The 18989-nt window shown below is 32.5% G+C and carries 18 protein-coding genes; 3 read left to right on the forward strand and 15 right to left on the reverse strand.

The window, feature by feature from the left end:
- Window positions 1-137: 137 nt before the first annotated feature.
- The 7 genes from ACQ0RB_RS11570 to ACQ0RB_RS11600 all read right to left on the reverse strand — a co-directional run bounded on the left by ACQ0RB_RS11570 (window position 138) and on the right by ACQ0RB_RS11600 (window position 8883).
- Entirely contained in the window at window positions 138-3368 is a 3231-nt protein-coding gene (locus tag ACQ0RB_RS11570; protein WP_430498601.1) for a CHAT domain-containing protein, read from the reverse strand.
- Window positions 3369-3400: 32 nt separating this feature from the next.
- Entirely contained in the window at window positions 3401-4138 is a 738-nt protein-coding gene (locus ACQ0RB_RS11575; protein WP_430498603.1) for a tetratricopeptide repeat protein, read from the reverse strand.
- Window positions 4139-4142: 4 nt separating this feature from the next.
- Complete coding sequence (locus ACQ0RB_RS11580; RefSeq protein ID WP_430498604.1) at window positions 4143-4721, reverse strand: RNA polymerase sigma factor; 579 nt, start codon at window positions 4719-4721, stop codon at window positions 4143-4145.
- Window positions 4722-4811: 90 nt separating this feature from the next.
- Window positions 4812-5570 carry a hypothetical protein gene (locus ACQ0RB_RS11585; protein ID WP_430498606.1) on the reverse strand — a complete coding sequence of 253 codons (759 nt, stop codon included), beginning with the start codon at window positions 5568-5570 and terminating at the stop codon, window positions 4812-4814.
- A 12-nt stretch (window positions 5571-5582) separates the two neighbouring features.
- Window positions 5583-6203, reverse strand: a complete 621-nt coding sequence (locus ACQ0RB_RS11590; RefSeq protein WP_430498608.1) for a hypothetical protein — start codon at window positions 6201-6203, stop codon at window positions 5583-5585.
- 22 nt (window positions 6204-6225) lie between these two features.
- Window positions 6226-7848, reverse strand: coding sequence for a hypothetical protein (locus ACQ0RB_RS11595; protein ID WP_430498609.1), 1623 nt, complete (start codon window positions 7846-7848; stop codon window positions 6226-6228).
- Between the two features lie 75 nt (window positions 7849-7923).
- Window positions 7924-8883, reverse strand: coding sequence for an NAD-dependent epimerase/dehydratase family protein (locus ACQ0RB_RS11600; protein ID WP_430498611.1), 960 nt, complete (start codon window positions 8881-8883; stop codon window positions 7924-7926).
- A gap of 199 nt (window positions 8884-9082) precedes the next feature.
- On the opposite strand from ACQ0RB_RS11600, the gene ACQ0RB_RS11605 reads away from it, so the two are divergent.
- On the forward strand, window positions 9083-9568 hold the full coding sequence (locus ACQ0RB_RS11605; protein ID WP_134198417.1) for a hypothetical protein: 486 nt from the start codon (window positions 9083-9085) through the stop codon (window positions 9566-9568).
- Between the two features lie 12 nt (window positions 9569-9580).
- On the opposite strand, the gene ACQ0RB_RS11610 is transcribed toward ACQ0RB_RS11605, so the two are convergent.
- Both ACQ0RB_RS11610 and ACQ0RB_RS11615 read right to left on the reverse strand, forming a co-directional pair.
- Window positions 9581-10267, reverse strand: coding sequence for a hypothetical protein (locus tag ACQ0RB_RS11610; RefSeq protein WP_134198418.1), 687 nt, complete (start codon window positions 10265-10267; stop codon window positions 9581-9583).
- Window positions 10268-10334: 67 nt separating this feature from the next.
- Window positions 10335-12638 carry a M28 family peptidase gene (locus ACQ0RB_RS11615; RefSeq protein ID WP_430498613.1) on the reverse strand — a complete coding sequence of 768 codons (2304 nt, stop codon included), beginning with the start codon at window positions 12636-12638 and terminating at the stop codon, window positions 10335-10337.
- Between the two features lie 115 nt (window positions 12639-12753).
- On the opposite strand from ACQ0RB_RS11615, the gene ACQ0RB_RS11620 reads away from it, so the two are divergent.
- Window positions 12754-13221, forward strand: coding sequence for a CBS domain-containing protein (locus tag ACQ0RB_RS11620; protein ID WP_129759653.1), 468 nt, complete (start codon window positions 12754-12756; stop codon window positions 13219-13221).
- Between the two features lies 1 nt (window position 13222).
- Here the strand turns inward: ACQ0RB_RS11620 and ACQ0RB_RS11625 are convergent, their stop codons facing one another.
- The 3 genes from ACQ0RB_RS11625 to ACQ0RB_RS11635 all read right to left on the reverse strand — a co-directional run bounded on the left by ACQ0RB_RS11625 (window position 13223) and on the right by ACQ0RB_RS11635 (window position 14867).
- Entirely contained in the window at window positions 13223-13717 is a 495-nt protein-coding gene (locus tag ACQ0RB_RS11625; protein WP_430498616.1) for a hypothetical protein, read from the reverse strand.
- A 267-nt stretch (window positions 13718-13984) separates the two neighbouring features.
- Window positions 13985-14335 carry a hypothetical protein gene (locus ACQ0RB_RS11630; RefSeq protein ID WP_129759651.1) on the reverse strand — a complete coding sequence of 117 codons (351 nt, stop codon included), beginning with the start codon at window positions 14333-14335 and terminating at the stop codon, window positions 13985-13987.
- On the reverse strand, window positions 14316-14867 hold the full coding sequence (locus ACQ0RB_RS11635; protein WP_430498618.1) for a GNAT family N-acetyltransferase: 552 nt from the start codon (window positions 14865-14867) through the stop codon (window positions 14316-14318). Before ACQ0RB_RS11635 ends, ACQ0RB_RS11630 begins: the two co-directional genes overlap by 20 nt.
- A 217-nt stretch (window positions 14868-15084) precedes the next feature.
- Here ACQ0RB_RS11635 and ACQ0RB_RS11640 point away from each other — a divergent pair, with 217 nt between their 5' ends.
- Window positions 15085-15417: a single-stranded DNA-binding protein gene (locus ACQ0RB_RS11640; RefSeq protein WP_129759649.1), complete on the forward strand. Its 333-nt coding sequence runs from the start codon at window positions 15085-15087 to the stop codon at window positions 15415-15417.
- 56 nt (window positions 15418-15473) lie between these two features.
- Here ACQ0RB_RS11640 and ACQ0RB_RS11645 read toward each other — a convergent pair whose 3' ends face one another.
- The 3 genes from ACQ0RB_RS11645 to ACQ0RB_RS11655 form a co-directional block, all read right to left on the reverse strand.
- Window positions 15474-17255 carry a ribonucleoside-diphosphate reductase subunit alpha gene (locus ACQ0RB_RS11645; protein WP_430498620.1) on the reverse strand — a complete coding sequence of 594 codons (1782 nt, stop codon included), beginning with the start codon at window positions 17253-17255 and terminating at the stop codon, window positions 15474-15476.
- A 21-nt stretch (window positions 17256-17276) separates the two neighbouring features.
- The gene (locus tag ACQ0RB_RS11650; protein WP_430498622.1) at window positions 17277-18551 is read right to left on the reverse strand and encodes a ribonucleotide-diphosphate reductase subunit beta; all 1275 of its coding nucleotides are present in this window, start codon (window positions 18549-18551) and stop codon (window positions 17277-17279) included.
- Window positions 18552-18807: 256 nt separating this feature from the next.
- Window positions 18808-18984, reverse strand: a complete 177-nt coding sequence (locus tag ACQ0RB_RS11655) for a hypothetical protein (protein WP_335973311.1) — start codon at window positions 18982-18984, stop codon at window positions 18808-18810.
- Window positions 18985-18989 lie beyond the last annotated feature (5 nt).

The following is an 18989-nucleotide window of genomic DNA, read 5'->3' on the forward strand; positions in this document are numbered from 1 at the left end:
ACGATGCTCACAAAAAGACATTTGTGCGATGTAAAAATAGATAGGCTTTTACAAACGCTATTAATTGGGGAATTATAACTAAAAGCTTGTCTGTTTAAGAAAGAGTTTCTTGTTTTTTAGAGGCTCTTTTTTTCTTTCTATTGTCTTCGTTTTATAAAAACAACAAGTAAAATAAAAGCAATTAAACCAAGTACCCAATATATTAAATGATTGGAACTAGAGTTTAAGTCTACAGGAGCAGTGTCACCAATTAATACCAAACCAGCCCAATATTGTGGATGTATGGTTCTTCCTTTGGCAGTAGAAATATAATCCAGTTTCGCCTTTTGTAAAGCTTCGTCCTTAGTTACACCTTCTTTAAGATAACTGTAAAAGGTTTTAATGATTTCAGCACTGGATTGTTCATCAATTTTCCATAAACTGGTTAACATACTTTCGCTTCCTGCATAATTGAAAGCATGCGCTAAAGAAATCATACCCTCTCCTGCTTGATATGTTGGTTTTCCTGTTTCACAAGCGGTGAGTATAGCTAAATTAGAAGACAGGTTTTGATTGTAAATTTCGTATGTGTATAACGAATTATCGCTATTTGAAAGCGAATCGTTAAGGGTTTTTGCAAAAATAAGTCTGGATAATTCAGGAGATATATTGTTCGACTCGGCATGTGTACCAATATGAATAATCTTATGTTCTTTAGCGTTAGAAGTAAATATTTGTTTTGACGCTTTTTCGTTTAAAAAGGATTCACCATCAAATAACTTCGAAGATACTCTGGCTAAATCTTTAGTAAAGGGTTGAGGTAGTAGAGTAAGGTAGGCTTTGTCAGTATGTAGTGAGTCATTAATGGCAAGCTTGTATTCAGATTTCATACTGTTGCTAAACTCTGGAGCAAAAGCGATAAAGTTGGCATTATAAACAGGCTTGGTACCATTGTTTTTAACTAAATGAAGACTGTAGTTGTATGAAATGATATATTTTGAAAGTAGGCTTTGAGTAGCCATATCAGAATAACTGTTAATTCTATTAGGAGTAAGCGATTCAAAACTTAAATTGAACAATTGACCATCTGGAATAATGACCACGTATTTTGTGTCTATTTTATCTTCAAAAGGAAGCCATAATTGTTGATAAAGTTTATAGAGTATATCAAAAGTTATTTCAGAATTTGAAAATTCCTCGGTTAGAGTATTAATATGTTTTTTGAGTTGATTAGGGTTAAGTTTTACAATATGCTTATCGGTTTTTGTAATAATAAGTGCGTACAGCGTTTTTTCAATATATAAATACCTAACTACTGTGGTATTATTTGCAATTGTATTTTGAATATTACCAATGGGTTCTTCAATTGTGGCATACCGCATTTTATAATATTTAGGATAATCGGTTTTAAGCGTATCTAAAAACTGATTCCAATTGGTATCAGCCAAAAGAAACGTCTCTATACCTTCTGAAGTACTCAATGAAGTAACCATTTCCTGCTTTAAGGCTGTTTCGCGTTGCAAGACAGCTTCAGGAATATCGGTAAAGGAAATATTGTTTTTTAAGTTAAGTCGTGATCTAATTCGGTTATATAAACCAGATTCGTGTAGTTCAATAATTTTATCAAGAGCAGATGAGTCGTTTGTTTTATGATAACGCTCAAGTGCCAATTGTTTTGAGAAGTTTGAAATTTCTTGATAATCAGACATTAATATGTTAATGTCTTCATTTTTATAAATGGTTGTTTTGCGTTCTTCAAGGATATTTATGGCTTTATCTAGTTGAAGCAATTGATGGTCCAAAAAAGCAGTGGATTTTTCATTGTCAAGTTCATATTCTGCCAAAGATTTTAAGAGGATAAGCTTGGGTTTGTTAAAGTCAATATATTTTGCATCAGCAATCGCAAACGTCTTGTTTAAATAGGTGTTGGCTTTTTCAATCCAAAGTAAGGTTTCATTATAATCGCCAATTTTATAGTTGACTTCCGCTAATGTGATAAGTTGTTTTAATAACGAAAAATTATCCTCACCACCATTTTTTAAGACATAATCATAAGCATTCAGTGCAGTGTTTAATGCTTTTTTGGGTTCATTGCTTTCGGCCATGAAAAGCGATTTATTTCTTAAAAACGATAAGAATTCAGCGTCATAAACATTGCCTAAAGCTTCTTTAAATAACAGTTCACTCTCTTCGTAATGGGTTTTTGCTAATGGAACATTTTTTTTTGCGGTATAGGCTTCTGCCAAAGCATGTAAACCAGCTGCTTTCCAATAAGGGTTTTTTATAGCGTTGACATTAAAATGCTTAACGCCTTTTTCTAAATAAGCAATGGCTTCGTCATAGTCTTTTAGTGACAGTTTAGATTGACCTAGTTGTATAAGTGTCGAGCCTAAATCGCTGTCATTTGATTCTCGTAAATGTTTCTTCTTGTCATAAGCAAACTTTAATATATCATAAGCTTTTTCTAAGTTTCCTTGTTCATTATAAAATACTGCCATGTTAGAAATTGCCCTGTATTGAAATCGTTTTGCTTTAGAAACAATATTTTCGTCAGTATAGTTTTTGGCTACGGTTTCAAAATTAACAATAACATTATTTTGAATGTTAATAGCTTCTGCGAGGTTTCCTTGTGAGTATTCCAATAAGGATACATTTGATTGAATAACGGTTCCTAAGTAAAGGTTTAACAATGGATCTCCTTCGGCAGATTCAATGGTCTTTATCGCTTTGGAATAGTAGTGTTTAGCGCTATCAAGTTTTGAAGACATCCACATGGTTGCACCTACAGCATTATAACCATCGGATAATTGGGGTTTTGAAGTTTGAGGATAAGACTCAAAATTTTTCAATGCATTTTGAAAGTATTTCTTGGCTTCATCTAAATTACCTAATGAGAGATACGTTGCACCAATATTGTACTCGACTTTACCAGTAGCTTCTGGAGTAGCATCAACCACTTGTTTTACAATATCAAGTGCCGACTTTGTGACTGAAAGCGATTTTTGGTTTTCACCAATCTCATCATAAAAATCGGCTAGTTTTAAAAGTGCTTGGTAGTGTGTGGTTTTATTGTTGGTTTTAGATTTAATATCCTCTATAAATGCTTCAGCTTTTTTGCTTGCAGTTTGTGCATTGGATTTAGAAAGCTCAATTTTCCCAACGTAATAAACATATTTGTAAAGCGAATCGTTGAGGTTGTTGTTTTTTAAATACAGCAATTGCTCGTCTAGTAATGAATTGGCTGCCACCATATCATTAACAAGCATTAGAGAGTCTATTGTTTTTGTTTGAAGTAAAGTTTTGTTTTGAGAGTTTGTAGTATGTTGAATACCAAAAATGAATACTAAAAGTATAAAAATGGACTTAATAAATTCATTGGTTTTTGGCATAGCTTAAATACAATTAGCAATATAAACAACCATCAATCCTCAAGCTTTGATAAAAGCTCTTTACTGCTTTCAACCGAAGACTGTTTTAAGTTTGCTTTGGCTTTTTCAATATCACCTTTTTTTAAGTAAGATAATCCTAAATAAAAATAAGCATCATTTAAAAGGATGAATTCAGGATTTTTAGTGGTTTTTTCGAGAAAACCAATAGCTGTTTTTTCATTTTTATTGGCTAAATGTGCAACACCTAAAAAGTAATTTAATGTATCATTATCAGGTGCTTTAACCGATAGTTTTTCCCATTTTTTTATAGCGATTTTATAATCACCTTGTTTGTAATTTACCATAGCATCATAAAATTCAAAGTTTTTGGTAGTGCTCATTGTAGTTGGTAAACCAGGATCTGGAGTAAAGTATTTTGCGTAAAGTGAACTGTTGGAGTTTTGATTTAAAAACCAAAAACTGCCAAGCGCAATAACTAATACTGCAGCTACAGCAATTTTTCTGAATTGGAAAGAGCGTACCTTACTTGATGGCTCTTCGATAACTTGAGTTTTTGGTAATTCTTCATGAAACTCATCTAATTGCTCTTTTAACGATTGTGCTTCAATACCTAAAAGCATGGTTTGAACATCATCAACCAAAGCTTTAAACTCAACATCGGTTTGAAGACGTTCTTCAAAAGACAGTAACTCCTCACCACTCATTGTGTTATTGGTATAACGCTCAATGGCTTCGAGTTGTTCTTGGGTTATGTTGCTATTATCTTTCAATTTTTTAAGATTTTGAGGACAAAACGATGCTTCGGAGTTTTTCCATGCATCTGTATTTTTTATTCCTAACGGAATGTTCTTCTATACTTAATTGAGAAGCTATTTCCCGTAATGATTTTTTTTCAAAATAAAATGTGGTTAACAATTGTTTACAAGGTTGCCCTAGGTTTTTAAAGGCTTCCATTGCAATATTTAGCTTTGTATCTTGCTCTTCTTCATAATCGTTATTATGTTCTTCTTGATTTAAATAAACCAATTTTTCATCGGTTAACTGATGGGTTTTTTTAAATCTACTTGAACGCAAAATATCCGTCCATTTGTTTCTTGCAATTTGGTATAAGTAACCCTGTAAAGCCGAATCGTTTTGAGGTTCAAAAGATTTGGTTTTTAAGTTTTTCCAAACCGTTATAAAACTTTCTTGATACAAGTCTTTGGCATGAGCAACAGTACCATTATTTTTTAAAACCATGGCTTCAATTTTTGGATAATTACTTATATAAAACTCTTTTAAAGCAGTTTGATCATTTGCTTTAATGGCCTCTATAAGTTGCAATTGATGTTGAATTTTATAGGCTTCCCTCATGTTAATAGCTAATCATGAGAAAGATACAATTATTTCAATTTGCAACAAATACTAAACTATTAAATCAAACTTTTCACGTTAAACAGTCTTTTACTGTACGTTTGGGTTATCTGGATCTGTGTCAAAAATATCAGGAACACCATCTTGATCTCTATCTGACAAAGTATCTCTATCGCTTACAAGTAATTGGTAACTTAAAGGAAAAAACACATCCATAACCACATTCTCAAATTCATTTGTTGGTGCAACAGAAACCGAAGCAGACACTGAAACAGGTAAACCTGGTAGTCTTGCAGTTAGCACATATACTAAGGCTGTAAAATCACCAAACTGTAATAATCGCATGTTTATTTCTTGAAGAAAACCAAACTCTGTTGTTTGATCAGTTCTGCTGCATAATACTTGATTTATTGGAGGCGATCCAAAATTGTTGAGCATACTATTTATTTCATAAGCTAAAATATTATCTAATGAAGTTCCTTCAGGATAAGATGAAAGTGGTACGTATCTCCAAACAGCTGCATTATCGTTTCTTACAACATCTACACCTAAAGGAGCAATGTTGAAATCTTGTGACTCAAAGGCTGTGTATCCTTGCGGAATAGTTATTCCCAAATATGGATGCTGGCTATGTATAAACTGAGCACCTGGATTACTCAAAATAGGTATTTGAGTAAATGGTGGAGGAATGCTATTAGCATAATCCCAATAAACACCTGTAATGCCTGTTGCATTGATACAAGATGAAGGTCTATTTGCATCTATGTTATTTCCTCCATCATCATTTGAACTACAGGAGAGTAGTATAAAAATGAATGTTAAGAGGCTAATGTGTTGTATTAATTTCATGATGTTGTGTTTTTAAGATTTACCTAAAGCATTTTTTCCAAACCAGCCACCACCAACTACCATTAGCAATACTCCAGACCAGCGTAAAACATTAAAGGATGATGAAGGGTTGTCCATTTCAAATTCAAATATGGATTTTCCAAAGGCATCTTTATCGATTTTTATTTTATGTGCTGTTTCAGGAAATTCTATGATATAGGTTTGTTGAATAGCACCACCAAATTCTGGAGGACTACTTACAAGCATATATTTATGTTCTGTTAATTCTGTTACTTGGGCATCTTTTTGATCAGTATCCATAATCCAACGACCACGTTTATCAATTTTACAAACACCATAAGCGTTAAGGCTTAAGTTAAAAGATCGGTTCATTTCATCTTTGTCGAGTTTAAAGTCATCAACTATAAAAGCAGGCATACTGCGTTCTATATCTCTTTTTAATGCCGAAGGGTTTGTGCCATAGGTTCCATTCCATTGCTGCCATTGTGCTGCATTCATAGTCATGGAAATATTGATTTTTCCATTTCCAATTTCATCTATTTTAAGTTCTATTTTTTGCTGTGCTTGTTGACCATATATCGTTACAGCCAAAAGCAAGACAGTTATTGTAATAAAGTGTTTAAGCGTTTTCATACTGTATGTGTTTAATGTTAGTTTATCTTATACTGTTGTACACTTGGTTAATGATACCAGAGTTTTGACTAAAAAGGTAATCAGGTGTGCCAACAGCAACAAAGCGAATACCATTTTGTGTTTTCAGGGTTTTACCTACCCAATTAAAAGTACCATTGGCAGAATAGGTTTGACCTGCAAGACCATTGCCATTAGCTTGGTATTGCATTTCCATGCCAAAGTTGTAAAAGTATTGGTTAATGGTAGCCAAGGCTTGTTGTGCGTTTGATACAGGAACATCAAAAACGCTAACGGTTGTAACTTGGTCAGGAGCCATAACCTGAGCTGTAAGAATTGGCATATCTTGAGATGGACGCATATAGGTTTGCCATCCATTAGGAATTGAAAATGATAAGGCATTATTTGTGCGTACTTGGTTATCAGGAACATTAATGTTGTTATTTGGTCTTGTGTTAGGTTGAGCAGATGGATTCACTGCCTGTCCACCTGACCAAGACGCCACAATATCGTCAACTTTTTTACGCATAAAATCGTTGTCCTTTAGGTTCATAGCAGTAGCTCCTTGTTGATTTACTGCATGAATGTCTACAAGCGTATATCTTGGGTCTCCCATTTGAGAGCGTTCAATAAATTCCTGAAGTTGCTTTTGCCCTTTATTAAAGGCATCCTCAGCACTTGCAATTCCTCCTAGACCTTCTCCATTAATACCAGTTGCTTCAATGGCATAGTATTGACCGTTCATTTTAAAACCAGGGTAAGCATGTCCTGGAACTAAAAATATAATTGGGTCAATTCCTGCAGCTGAAAGTACGCTAGCATACAAACAACTTAATTCAATGCAAAGACCTGTATTGCCAGTTATTACTTCTCTTGGTAAACGAATTTGCTGTACAAGGGACTGAACATCATCAGTAGATTGAGGAATACCTTTAGTACCACTGTAAACCATGTGCGATTTTAATGTGGCGTTATAAATACCTGCTAAAAAACGAACAGCATCTTTAGGGTCGTTGTTAATTGCAGCAGCTTCTCCTTTTAACAGTTTTTCCTGAAGGTTTTGAGTGTAATATTTAACTACAGGATCATTTGGAGTTACAAAACAAGCTAAAAGATCATCGTTGTTATATACATCATTCCATGTGCTGATTTCTTCTTTTTTAATGTTGGTATAAGCATATTCATTTCTGTTGGTGAGTTTAAAAGAGAATTCTTCTTCGATAATATCATCATCGCTTGACCCGTCCCAAGAGATTTCAATTTCAGCCTTTTCCATGGATTCTGTAGTTTTCTCTGTTATTTTTTCGTCAAACTTAGGATAGCATGGAACTACTATTGTTTGCCCTGGAAACATTTCACCAGATACAGTAAGTTCTGTCCAATCTATATAATCTGGTATACGATATTTAACGGTTACATCTTCTAAAGTAACATCACTATTATTGGTGATTTTTGCTTTAAATAAATAATATTTACCATTAAGAGCATCAGGATTTGCATAGACACGATGTGCTGCTGGCATTATAAATGCAGTTTTATCAATTTCTACATCTAAATTGGCTGAAGCAGAATTTGACATAAAGAAACTTCCACCGAAGCAAAGTGCTCCAACTAGAAGAATTGCTAAAGGAATAAATTTTGAATTCATTTTAAATAGTTTAAGATTAGTGCCTCTTTATAGGTACATCTCAAAAACATTTAAAATGTCATCAAGTATTAAGAATTATTTTTCAGAACTCTGATACTTCTTTTGTAGTTGGGTAATCATTTCAGAAGTCATTTTTTCCATATCAAAGGTATGGTTCCAATTCCAGTCTTTTCTAGCTTCAGAGTCATCAATAGATTTTGGCCAACTATCAGCAATTTGTTGTCTAAAGTCAGGGTTATATGATATTTCAAAATCAGGAATATGTTTTTTAATTGCTCTATAAATGTCTTTAGGAGTAAAGCTAATAGCTGCTAAATTATATGAAGAACGAATACTGATGTTTTCAGCAGGTGCTTGCATTAATTTTACCGTAGCCTCAATAGCATCGTCCATAAACATCATAGGAAGCTCTGTGTTTTCAGATAAAAAACACTCGTAATTTTTGTCAGTAATTGCTTTATGGTAAATTTCAACGGCATAATCAGTTGTTCCACCACCAGGTAATGTTTTCCAACTAATAATTCCAGGGTATCTTATGCTTCTAACATCAACACCATATTTACTATTATAATATTCGCACCAACGCTCACCAACTTGTTTTGTAATACCATAAACTGTTGTTGGTTCCATTACTGTGTATTGAGGCGTGTTGTCTTTAGGTGTTGTTGGTCCAAAAACTGCAATACTAGAAGGCCAAAATACACTTTTAATAAAACCTTCTTTAGCAAGATTTAATACATGAAACAGTGAGTTCATGTTTAAATCCCAAGCTTTCATAGGATATTTTTCTCCAGTAGCACTCAACATAGCAGCCATAAGATATATGGTGTCTATTTGATGTTTTTCAACACAAATTTTAACTGAAGCATAATCTTGGGCATCGACAATTTCAAAAACACCAGAGTTAACAACATCTAAATTGTTGTAATTAATATCGCTAGCAATAACATTATTGTTTCCATGGGTTTCTCTTAGTTTTGAAGTTAACTCAGAACCAATTTGTCCACATGCACCAATTACTAAAATCTTTGGCATTTTTTTGAAATTATTTGTTCGTTCAAAAATAATAAGAATAAAGAGTACCTAAAACTTAAAACAAAAAATTATTCTCTAATTTTATACTAATGTTTAAACCATCAAGTTTAGTTATATTTACACCTTGTTGTATTAAAAATCTATAAGAAATACTATGCGTGCTTTAAGCCATATACTATTACTCATTTGTTGTGTTATTATGCTTAATTGTAATTCTAGATCAAAAAAAGAATTACAAACAACAGATGATGTAAAAACAGAAGATACAAATAAAATAAGCTCAAATGACATTGAAGCATTAGCTTTTGATGATTATATTTTAAGTAATGCTTCTAAAACTAAAATCATGGATTGGCAAAAACTTCATGAACTTAATACGCAAGTTGAGTTTTTAAAAAAAGGTGATTTGTCTTTCTTTTCAGCTAACGATTCTATAGTTAAATCATTTGTATTTCAACTTAAAGAAGAAACACCTGAAAATGTAGATACAGATATTATAAAATCTAGAGTTACTGCTTTGGAAACAAAAATTCTAAAGCTTAACAATACAATTGAATTAACAAATATCCCAAAGGAAGAGGTTTTAATGAATATTAAAGAGGTTTTGGTTGCTATGTCCAATCTCAACTTTCAAATCAACAAGAAGTTTGAACTGGATGCAAATAATATTGAGAAGCCGCTTTAATAAAAAACTTATTTACTCCTTAGCAGCTCTTGCTTGTAAAGCCTCTTTACTAATTTTAGCTAAATTAAAGTTTGGATCAGTAGCTAAAGCTCTATTCAATACAGCTACAGCCTCATTAGTATTCGCTTCTTTGTCTTCGTTAAAAATTAATATTGCTCTTAAGTAAGTTAAAGCAGCACTTAATGATACTTGATAAGGTGTTTGCATTTCGTAGTAAGTGCGCTTCATATCGCTAGTTGCATTGGTTAACCCATATTCAATAGCTGTTTTTGCTCCAGCTAAATCGTTTAACTGAATTTTTAAATCGGCAATTTCATAAGCTAAATACGCATTTGCTTGTCTTTGAAAAAGGACTTCATAATGCTCTAAAGCGCGTTTAGGTTGATTAAGTGCTTTTAAGGATAATGCTTTTACTTCTACATTGATATTAGAGTCTGTTGGGTTTTTATCAATACCAATAGTGTTTAATGCCTCTAAGTGTCTTCCTTCAGAAGCATAAACGTATGCTAATGTGTCTTTTCTTGCCTGAGTAGGGTTAAGTACGTCTAAATGAGTCATTGCATTTATAATACCTTGAATATCACCTTGTGCTGTCATTTGCTTGTAATACTTTTCAAAATGTTTTTCAAGCTCAGACTTAGTTTGCGCGCTTGCACTAAGAGCAATCATTGTTATAGATAGAAGTAAAAACTTTTTCATGTCATAAAATTTAAAGCGTTAAAACTATAAAAATATATGGGAATAGGTCTTAAAAACTTGCTAATATTTAATCAATTTGTATGGTTTTTTTAATAACCACAGCATCATTTAATACAAATGGCTTTGGAATCATGTCTGCTGGACGTTTTGGAACTCTAAATAGAGGATTATCTAACATATCAAATGAGGCTTCGAGTAAATCAATTTTTGTGCTTTGATTTTCAGGAACAGTAAACTCGAGTTCTAAAAATTTATCATCTGCAACAAAATAACTAAATAGCCTATTGAACCTTCTGTTTTCAAAAACATAGGTTTCACTTTCAGCTTTAGGAATAGTGTAACCGTTAACGTTAAAGGATAAAAACAGATTAGTAGAATCAGAGAAAAGTTCCAACCTGTTCACATTTCGTTGAGGTGAAATAAATAGTTTTATTTCTCTTTTACCATCTACAATAGTATCCTTTTTAACATCAATGTAAGGGTGTTTTAAGGGTTTAATATTAGCTTTTTTAGTAAAAGTAAATTGAGTTTTATACTTACTGGCAATGGTAAACTTTGATAACGAATCAATATGGTCTGGATTGTCAGTAAGGTAGCTTTCAGTCCAAGGGTCTAAAATATTGTCGTAAGTAGCCCAAACAGCTTCGTTTTTGTCGCTATCTAAGATGTAAACCAAACTATTTGGTTTTGGACGTTCTTCATTAAAATCAGATTTTAAATGTGCTGAAATAAAGCAACAAATAGCTAAGAAAAACAATAAGTAAGACCATCTATTTTTATATCTAGAAAACCCAAATAGCGAGATACAAAGTGAAAATATAAGCGACACTAAAAGAGTAGTAGCAATAATAGTTTTTAGGCCTAATCCTACAGGGAACATTTTTACAAAAGGTGATAAAATCATTAATGCAGGAAACAGCAACAGTGCCATTAAAATTAAGCTAGGGTGTTTTTGTCTTACAAGAATAAATAAGCTCACTAAACCAAAATACACAGGAATAATCAAGAAACTAGCACCTTTAAGTTCAAAAGCCATAACTGCAGAAATAACTATCCAGAGCAGTAGAGGAGGAGCAACCAAGCTTGCAGTATTTTCGGGTTTGTACACTTTGTTGTACAACCACATACACACACCAGCCGAAAGGAAGGTAAATGCTAAAATATAGATGTAACCATTGTAAGTAAAACCATGTAGTATTTCATTATACTGAGGATATATTGCTTTTAAAACACTCCATCCAAAGTACCCAATTACTCCATTAATAACTAAAGCAGCAATTCCTGGTAAAATGCCAATAAGCATATGTTTTGAGTTAAGCATTCTTTTTTTAATACCATAAAATACCAATGCAATAAATAATACAATGGCAATAATAAGCATTGGAAAAATCCATGTATTAGGATAGTTTACAGTTTTAAATAGCGGTACATTAAAATAGACGTCATCTACATCACTTTTTAAATTATTTAAGTTAGTATCACTAAAATAGTAGAGTAGAGGCATTAAATAACTGCCTTGGTGCTCCAGTGTCTCTCTATCTAAGCGTTCATAATTGTCTAAAGCGGTATGGTAATCAAAATGGTCGTCAATAAATGCAAAATTAAAGCCTTCAATGTCTCCATCTTCTCTAAAAATAGTGAGATCAGTATCATTAGGTAGTTTTTTATAAACGCTATATGCGAGTGAGTTTGCTACAGGATATTTAGGGTTTGCTTCAATAAAACCTTTAACCATATTTTGGTTGCCTCCATTGGTTTCAATAAGCATGTAACTTGGTCCTCCACTTCCTCTGGCTTCAAAATTTAATACTAAACCAACGTCTTTTGCCCAAGCATGATTATTTACAAACAGTTCTGCTCCATTAAGTCCTAATTCTTCAGCATCAGAAATTAAAATAATAATATCATTTTTAGGCTGTTTACCTTCGTGTAGGTAAGCTCTTAACCCTTCTAAAATTGTTACCACACCAGATCCAGCATCACTAGATCCAATTGATGAATGCGGATTACTATCGTAATGTGTAAGTAGCATAAGCGCTTTGGAGTTGTCAGTTCCTTTTAGTCTTGCTAAAATGTTTTTAGGTTTGGTTAAGCTTCCCCATTTTTTATTGTAGCTGTAACCGTCTTGAACTTGAGTTTCTAAACCTAATTTTTCTAATTCTTCAATAATATAGTTTCTTACATTTTCGTGTTCGGGAGAACCCACATAATGAGGTGCTTTTGAAATTTCTTTTAAATGAACCAATGCACGTTGAGTAGAAAAGGTATTGTCATTGGCATCTAGCTGACTTATTTTGTTAGGCATTAGGGCAGAAAAGCTCCAATAAATAGCAATAATTAAGAGTAGAAAAGCTATGATTTTTTTAAACATAGGAAAGCGTGTTAGTTAGTCTTCTAAATTTACAAAATTATTTCCTATAAAAATATAGTTAGGTTAAGTCGTTTTAAATCAGTAAATTTAAGACTAACATTATTAATAATTAGTTATGGGAATTAAGAGTTTTCAAGGTGCCAGAAAGCAACAAATTAATGCTACTGAAAGTACACAATTAAAAGTGAGTGATTACATGTCAACCAGTTTAATAACTTTTAAACCAGAACAGTCAGTTGAAGAAGTTATTGAATCTTTAATACAAAATAAGATTTCTGGTGGTCCTGTGGTTAATGACAAAAACGAACTTGTAGGTATTATTTCAGAAGGAGATTGCCTCAAGCAAATAAGCGATAGTAGATATTACAATATGCCAATGGCTCAAGACAATGTTGAAAAGCGCATGATAAGAGATGTTGAGACTATAGATGGTAACATGAACGTGTTTGATGCTGCTAATAAATTTTTAAATTCTAAAAGGCGTCGTTTTCCTATTGTTGAAAACGGTAAGCTAGTAGGTCAAATTAGCCAAAAGGATATTTTAAAAGCAGCAATGCAGTTAAAAGGACATAACTGGAAGTAGTTTAATGTCTTTTAAAGTTAACGGTTTCAGGCAAATCTGTAATTATAATTTTTTGTTTAACATCACTTTCTAAAGTTGCTATTTTAGAGTAGTTATATTCAGGAATAGGTTCGCTAAGGTTTTTCCATTTTACTATTCCAGCAACTATTATGGTTTCTCCAATTTCAATTATACCTTCTTTGTAGCGAAGTGTTTTATTGAATCCAAAAAAACCTGTTGAGTCTATATTATACCTTTTTAAAAGAGATTCAAACTCAGGTGTAGGACTGTTAAAAGTACCTGAAGATGTTTTCTTGTCAATTACTAAATGACTTTTATAATTTTTTGGATTTTGAGTTGGCTTGATAATAAACATATTACCATTACTCTCAATAAAGAAATCCTGAAATCGCTCTTCTTCAATTAAGGTTCTCCAATACGAATTTTTGCCATTGCTTTTCTTCTGTTCAATTTTAATATAATAGAAACATACACTTTCTTTTACTAAGTGGAGCAATCAAAGGGTTTTGAACATGCAACGCTTTACCACTTACTTTAACAAATTCATTGCTTTTAAAACTACTTACAGGTTTATAAGGTGTCTTTGCTAAAATTCGTAATATAGTTTGTTTTGAACTGAAGTAGTATGATGTTATTCCAATTATACTAAGAATAAGAATAACAATACCTATAATAAGAAATGGTGAGGTTGATAAAAATGGAAGCATGAAAATTTAATTGTTGAATACACTATTAGTTGGACATTTACTTTAAATGTTACAGTTTAACTTTCTCGCTTTACTAACGCATAATAGTCGCCTTCAATAGGTAAGTAGCCTTGGTCGTAAACAAAGTAATATACAGTGCCAACTTTGGTGGTGTAGATACTGGTGAAGTAGTTAAAGTCAAACCCTTTTTCAATAAGTTTTGCTCTCGAGGTTTTAGTTTTTTGCTCAGGGTTTAATGCTTCAAGTATTCTGTAGTTTTTTCTAAGTCGATTGTTGGTGTTTCGTATTAAGTTTTTACTGTCTTTATTCACTCTGTTATTATATGAATTCCGACAAGCATCGCTACAGAATTTTTTATCAATTCTGCCAACTATTTTCTCACCACATTCAGGACATGTTTTTTTCATAATCGTTTAGTTTTAATTCATACCAAGAGGCTTTTTCGCCTTCACAATCAAAATCTTCAATATGTTGTAATCCTATTTTTTGAAGCACCTTATTAGAGCCAATATTATCTGTAAGAGCAACTCCTACAATGGTTTCGTATTGTTTTACTTTAAAGCCATAATCTAATGCAACAATAGCCGATTCGGTTGCGTAACCTTTTCCCCAATATCGAGGAATAAAGCGATAACCAATATCATAAAAATCTTGTTTTCCGTTTAAAGAATCTTTTTCACCTGTATTAAGTTTTAACCCTGACCAACCTATAAAATCTCCTGTAGATTTTTCAATAGCAGCCCAACGACCAATTCCTCTTTCTTCGTATTGTTTTATAATGGATTGTATTATTTTTTCTGAATCCTGTTTGGTCTTTACAGGTTTGTTACCCAAATATTTGTGTACTATTGGGTTAGAATCTAATTCAAACATACCTTCAATATCAGTAGGTAATATCTCTCTTAGAATTAAACGTTCAGTTTCTAATAATGCTTTCATTTATAAGTGATTATCAATAGCGATTTAGCTTGTATACAATATACAAATTATTCGTTTACAAACGACTACAAACATTTACAAACGAATTTAAACAGTTAATAACCGAATAAATTTTGGTATCTGTTTCATATTTGCAGTGTCGAATTAATACTGGATGCACTTCAGTAACATAAGAACTCGATAGTATTAACTGTTTAACATTTAAAAAATTAAAATTATGAACACGCTTAGAAACAAAGTACAGTTGATTGGTAGATTAGGACAGGATCCTGAAATTGTAAATTTTGATGATGGTAATAAAATTGCCAAATTTTCTTTAGCTACAGATGATAGCTACAAAGACAAAAATGGAAACAAAGTAGAACGCGCTTACTGGCACAATATTATTGTTCGTGGTGGTCTAGTAAAAGTAGTAGAGAATTATATTTCTAAAGGACAAGAAATTGCGGTTGAAGGGAAACTTACCAATCGCTCTTGGGAAGACAAAGAAGGTAAAAAACACTACACTACTGAAATAGTTTGTAATGAACTTTTGATGTTGAGTAAATAAACTGCAATAAAAAAAACCGCTCATTCGAGCGGTTTTTTTATTATTTAATATTGTGATTAAGCCTCACAGCTTGTACACTCTTTTTTCTGTTTGAATTTTTGTGCAGCATTCATGCTGTGTTGGTAATACAATGATTTTAAACCAAGTTTCCAAGCTGTAACATGAATGTTGTTTATTTCTTTTACAGGCATTTCAGGATGCACAATAATGTTTACAGATTGTCCTTGATCTATAAATTCTTGTCTTGCTGATGCTTGATAAACTACATCTAATTGGTCAATCTCAGAGTACGTTTTAAAGACGTTTTTTTCTTGCTCTGTTAAAAACTCTAAATGTTGTACAGAACCATCCATATCTCTAATACTTCTCCAAACTTCAGTTGTGTTTTGTCCTTTTTCTTCTAATAAATTTTCCAAGAAAGGATTCTTTATTGTTGTTTTTATTTTAGCAATATCTTTTACATAAATATTTGACCATATTGGCTCAATACCTTGAGATACTTGTCCTAAAATAAACGCCGAAGATGTTGTAGGCGCTACAGCGTTTAATGTTGTGTTTCTACGACCGTAGCCTTTTAACACTTCAGGCTCTCCAAATTTCACAGCCAACTCTTCTGAAGCTTTGTATGAACGCTCTTTTATAGTTTTAAAGATTTCACGGTTTAAGTTAAATGCTTCTTGACTATCAAAGGCATGCATTCTAGACTGTAATAAAGAGTGCCATCCTAAAACACCTAATCCTAAAGCACGGTTTTCTTTTGCGAAATTATAAGCACGCTCCATAAACAAGAATGTTTGACGGTCGTCTCTGTTATCAGAATCACGATATACTTCTAGTTTTTCAATGAATTCTGTTATTACAGCATCCAAGAAATAAATCATAGTTTCTACTGCGTCTGTGCTTTTCCACTTATCGTAGTGTAATACATTTATACTAGAAAGTACACATACAAACGACCAATCATCGTTTGATGGTAACATAATTTCAGTACATAAGTTACTTGCGTGTATGCTGTGGTTTTTATCTTTATAAACTTCTGGTTTACCATTGTTAGCATTGTCTGTAAAGAATACATAAGGGTAACCCATTTCGCCACGACTTTGCAGTACTTTTGCCCAAATAGTACGTTTTTCAACATCACCAGCAATCATTTCTTCCATCCACTTGTTGGTAACTGTTACACCATGTGTTAATTGCTGTATTGGGTTACCTTCAGTACCTATTTCTAAAAACTCTTTAATATCTGGATGCTCAATTGGTAAATATGGAGAAAAACGACCACGACGTACAGAACCTTGACTAACCACATCAACCATAGACTCAAACAACTGCATAATATGAACTGCACCAGATGCTTGTCCATTGTTTTTTACAGGAGCTCCTCTATGACGAATTTTACCAAAAAATCCAGAAGTACCACCACCTAATTTTGACATCATACCAACTTCTGACTGTGTGTAAAGAATATTACCCATGTCATCATCAATATGAGAACCAAAACAGCTTATTGGTAAACCACGTTCTTTACCAAAGTTAGACCAAACTGGAGATGCTAAAGAGAAAAACCCTTCAGACATATAGTGATAAAACTTATCTGCATATCCAGGAATTTGAAGAATATGTTCTGCGCGTTCAGCAATTTCTCTAATACGTTGCTTGGGCGTTACACCTTCGGTTAAGTATCCTGATTCTAAAAACTGTTGACTGTATTCGTTTAACCACTCAAATCCTTCTTCCTTTTTCGTATTGGTTAAAAATTCTTTTCGGGCGTTTACTAGTTGTTCAGTAGTACTGTTTTGTTCTTGTAGTTGCGGCTGGTGTATTGTTTTGTTCTCCATAGGTTATAAAAAATAGTCTGGTTAAAATAAGTCGTCGCTTGTTATACTTTGTGTTCTTTTACTGTAATTGATAGAGCGCTTTACAAAGAAATCGCCATGTTTTGTACCAATAATCTCATCATCAAACCATTCGGTTTGTGTAAGTAGTGTTTCGTCTATATCAAATACTTTTTCAATACCAATGCTTTCTAAAGATTTATTGAAACGGTTTTTAATAAACTCGTTTACAACTGCTTTTGGTAAGAAATCTAATTCGCCTTCTTCAAAAATCCAATCTACAATCTTGCTTTCAGCAACATAGGCTTCTTTACACATATCTTGAATCATGGTATTGTAGCTTTCATCAAACCACTCTGGGTGCTCATCTTTGATAATATTGATGATATCTATACCGAAATCTCCATGAATTTGCTCTTCTTTTGATGTTGCTTCAACCACGTTAGAGATACCTTTAAGCATATTTTTATGCTTGTTGAATGCCATAATGATTAAGAATTGAGAGAATAAAGACACATGCTCAATAAATAATGAGAACAATAATACAGACTCTGCATATTCTTGATTGTTTTCACTTTTAGCGTTTTTTAATGCAGTTTCTAAATACTGCACACGCTTCATAATTACTGGTTTTTTCTTTAGCTCTTCAAATTCTTTGTTTAGTCCTAAAATTTCAAGAAGGTGCGAGTATGCATCAGCATGTCTTACTTCACTTTCTGCAAATGTTGAACCTACAGATCCTATTTCAGGCTTTGGCATTCTATGGTAAATATCTCCCCAAAACGTTTTTACTGCAATCTCAATTTGAGAAATTGCAAGCATCGTATTTTTTATAGCAGATTTTTCTACTTCAGAAAGATTTGATTTGAAATCTTGTATATCACTTGTGAAATTAAACTCGGTATGTATCCAGTATGAATGACGAATTGCTGGAACATATTCGTATAATTGAGGATACTCGTAAGGTTTTAAGTTTACACGTTTTTCAAAAATGTTACTCTTACGACTTAAAGCTTGTTTGTTTCTGTATAAAATGTAAGCTTTTGCAACATCGTGAAAAGAACTTTCCATTAATTTATCTTCTACAACATCTTGCACTTCCTCAACCGTAGGTAAATAATCTTTATCCTGATTTTTCCTTTGTAACAATACGTCATAAACGTTATTTGCTATTAGTTGAGCGTCTCCAAATTCTCCATTTTCAACCGCTTTCATTGCCTTTAAAATAGCGTTTGTGATTTTGCTTAATTCAAAAGGTTTCTGGCTAAAATTTCTTTTAGTAATGTGTAAAATTTCCATAAGTAATAACGAATTATAGTGTATCTAATAAGATAATGTAAAAGTGATAAATTATTCTAAATGAAATGAAATGTGCTAAATATTCTTCTTAACAATTTATCAACATAAAGATATTTTTTGCTGTTTATAAAATGAAAATAATGAGGTCTTTTTTTAGTTTAAATCTTCATTTCATCAGTAAAAATAAGGCATGAAATGTTGTTTTAGATTCAGTAGAATTAGAAATAAAAAAGCCTCAATAGTTATTGAGACTTTTTTATGCAACTTTTTTAAGTAAATCAAAGCAAGGGCATTTGCCACAACGCTTGTTTTCACCTTTTTTATATTTTTCACAACACTTGCTTTTTACCTTGTTAGCATTAATGATACCTGCTTTATGTAAGGTTTTTAAAGCTTTTTTCTGTTGTTTCTTTTCTTTTTTCTTCTTACCCAACGGTT

The organism is Gaetbulibacter sp. PBL-D1, assembly GCF_050509525.1.
GTDB classification, from domain to species: domain Bacteria; phylum Bacteroidota; class Bacteroidia; order Flavobacteriales; family Flavobacteriaceae; genus Gaetbulibacter_B; species Gaetbulibacter_B jejuensis.

Excerpts from the sequence above, each read along its gene's own strand:
- ACQ0RB_RS11580 (WP_430498604.1), bottom strand. The coding sequence starts at position 4,721 with ATGAGGGAAGCCTATAAAATTCAACATCAATTGCAACTTATAGAGGCC.
- ACQ0RB_RS11630 (WP_129759651.1), bottom strand. The coding sequence starts at position 14,335 with ATGAAAAAAACATGTCCTGAATGTGGTGAGAAAATAGTTGGCAGAATT.
- ACQ0RB_RS11610 (WP_134198418.1), bottom strand. The coding sequence starts at position 10,267 with ATGAAAAAGTTTTTACTTCTATCTATAACAATGATTGCTCTTAGTGCA.
- ACQ0RB_RS11595 (WP_430498609.1), bottom strand. The coding sequence starts at position 7,848 with ATGAATTCAAAATTTATTCCTTTAGCAATTCTTCTAGTTGGAGCACTT.
- ACQ0RB_RS11590 (WP_430498608.1), bottom strand. The coding sequence starts at position 6,203 with ATGAAAACGCTTAAACACTTTATTACAATAACTGTCTTGCTTTTGGCT.
- ACQ0RB_RS11635 (WP_430498618.1), bottom strand. The coding sequence starts at position 14,867 with ATGAAAGCATTATTAGAAACTGAACGTTTAATTCTAAGAGAGATATTA.
- ACQ0RB_RS11615 (WP_430498613.1), bottom strand. The coding sequence starts at position 12,638 with ATGTTTAAAAAAATCATAGCTTTTCTACTCTTAATTATTGCTATTTAT.
- ACQ0RB_RS11585 (WP_430498606.1), bottom strand. The coding sequence starts at position 5,570 with ATGAAATTAATACAACACATTAGCCTCTTAACATTCATTTTTATACTA.
- ACQ0RB_RS11645 (WP_430498620.1), bottom strand. The coding sequence starts at position 17,255 with ATGGAGAACAAAACAATACACCAGCCGCAACTACAAGAACAAAACAGT.
- ACQ0RB_RS11650 (WP_430498622.1), bottom strand. The coding sequence starts at position 18,551 with ATGGAAATTTTACACATTACTAAAAGAAATTTTAGCCAGAAACCTTTT.
- ACQ0RB_RS11570 (WP_430498601.1), bottom strand. The coding sequence starts at position 3,368 with ATGCCAAAAACCAATGAATTTATTAAGTCCATTTTTATACTTTTAGTA.
- ACQ0RB_RS11620 (WP_129759653.1), top strand. The coding sequence starts at position 12,754 with ATGGGAATTAAGAGTTTTCAAGGTGCCAGAAAGCAACAAATTAATGCT.
- ACQ0RB_RS11600 (WP_430498611.1), bottom strand. The coding sequence starts at position 8,883 with ATGCCAAAGATTTTAGTAATTGGTGCATGTGGACAAATTGGTTCTGAG.
- ACQ0RB_RS11640 (WP_129759649.1), top strand. The coding sequence starts at position 15,085 with ATGAACACGCTTAGAAACAAAGTACAGTTGATTGGTAGATTAGGACAG.
- ACQ0RB_RS11605 (WP_134198417.1), top strand. The coding sequence starts at position 9,083 with ATGCTTAATTGTAATTCTAGATCAAAAAAAGAATTACAAACAACAGAT.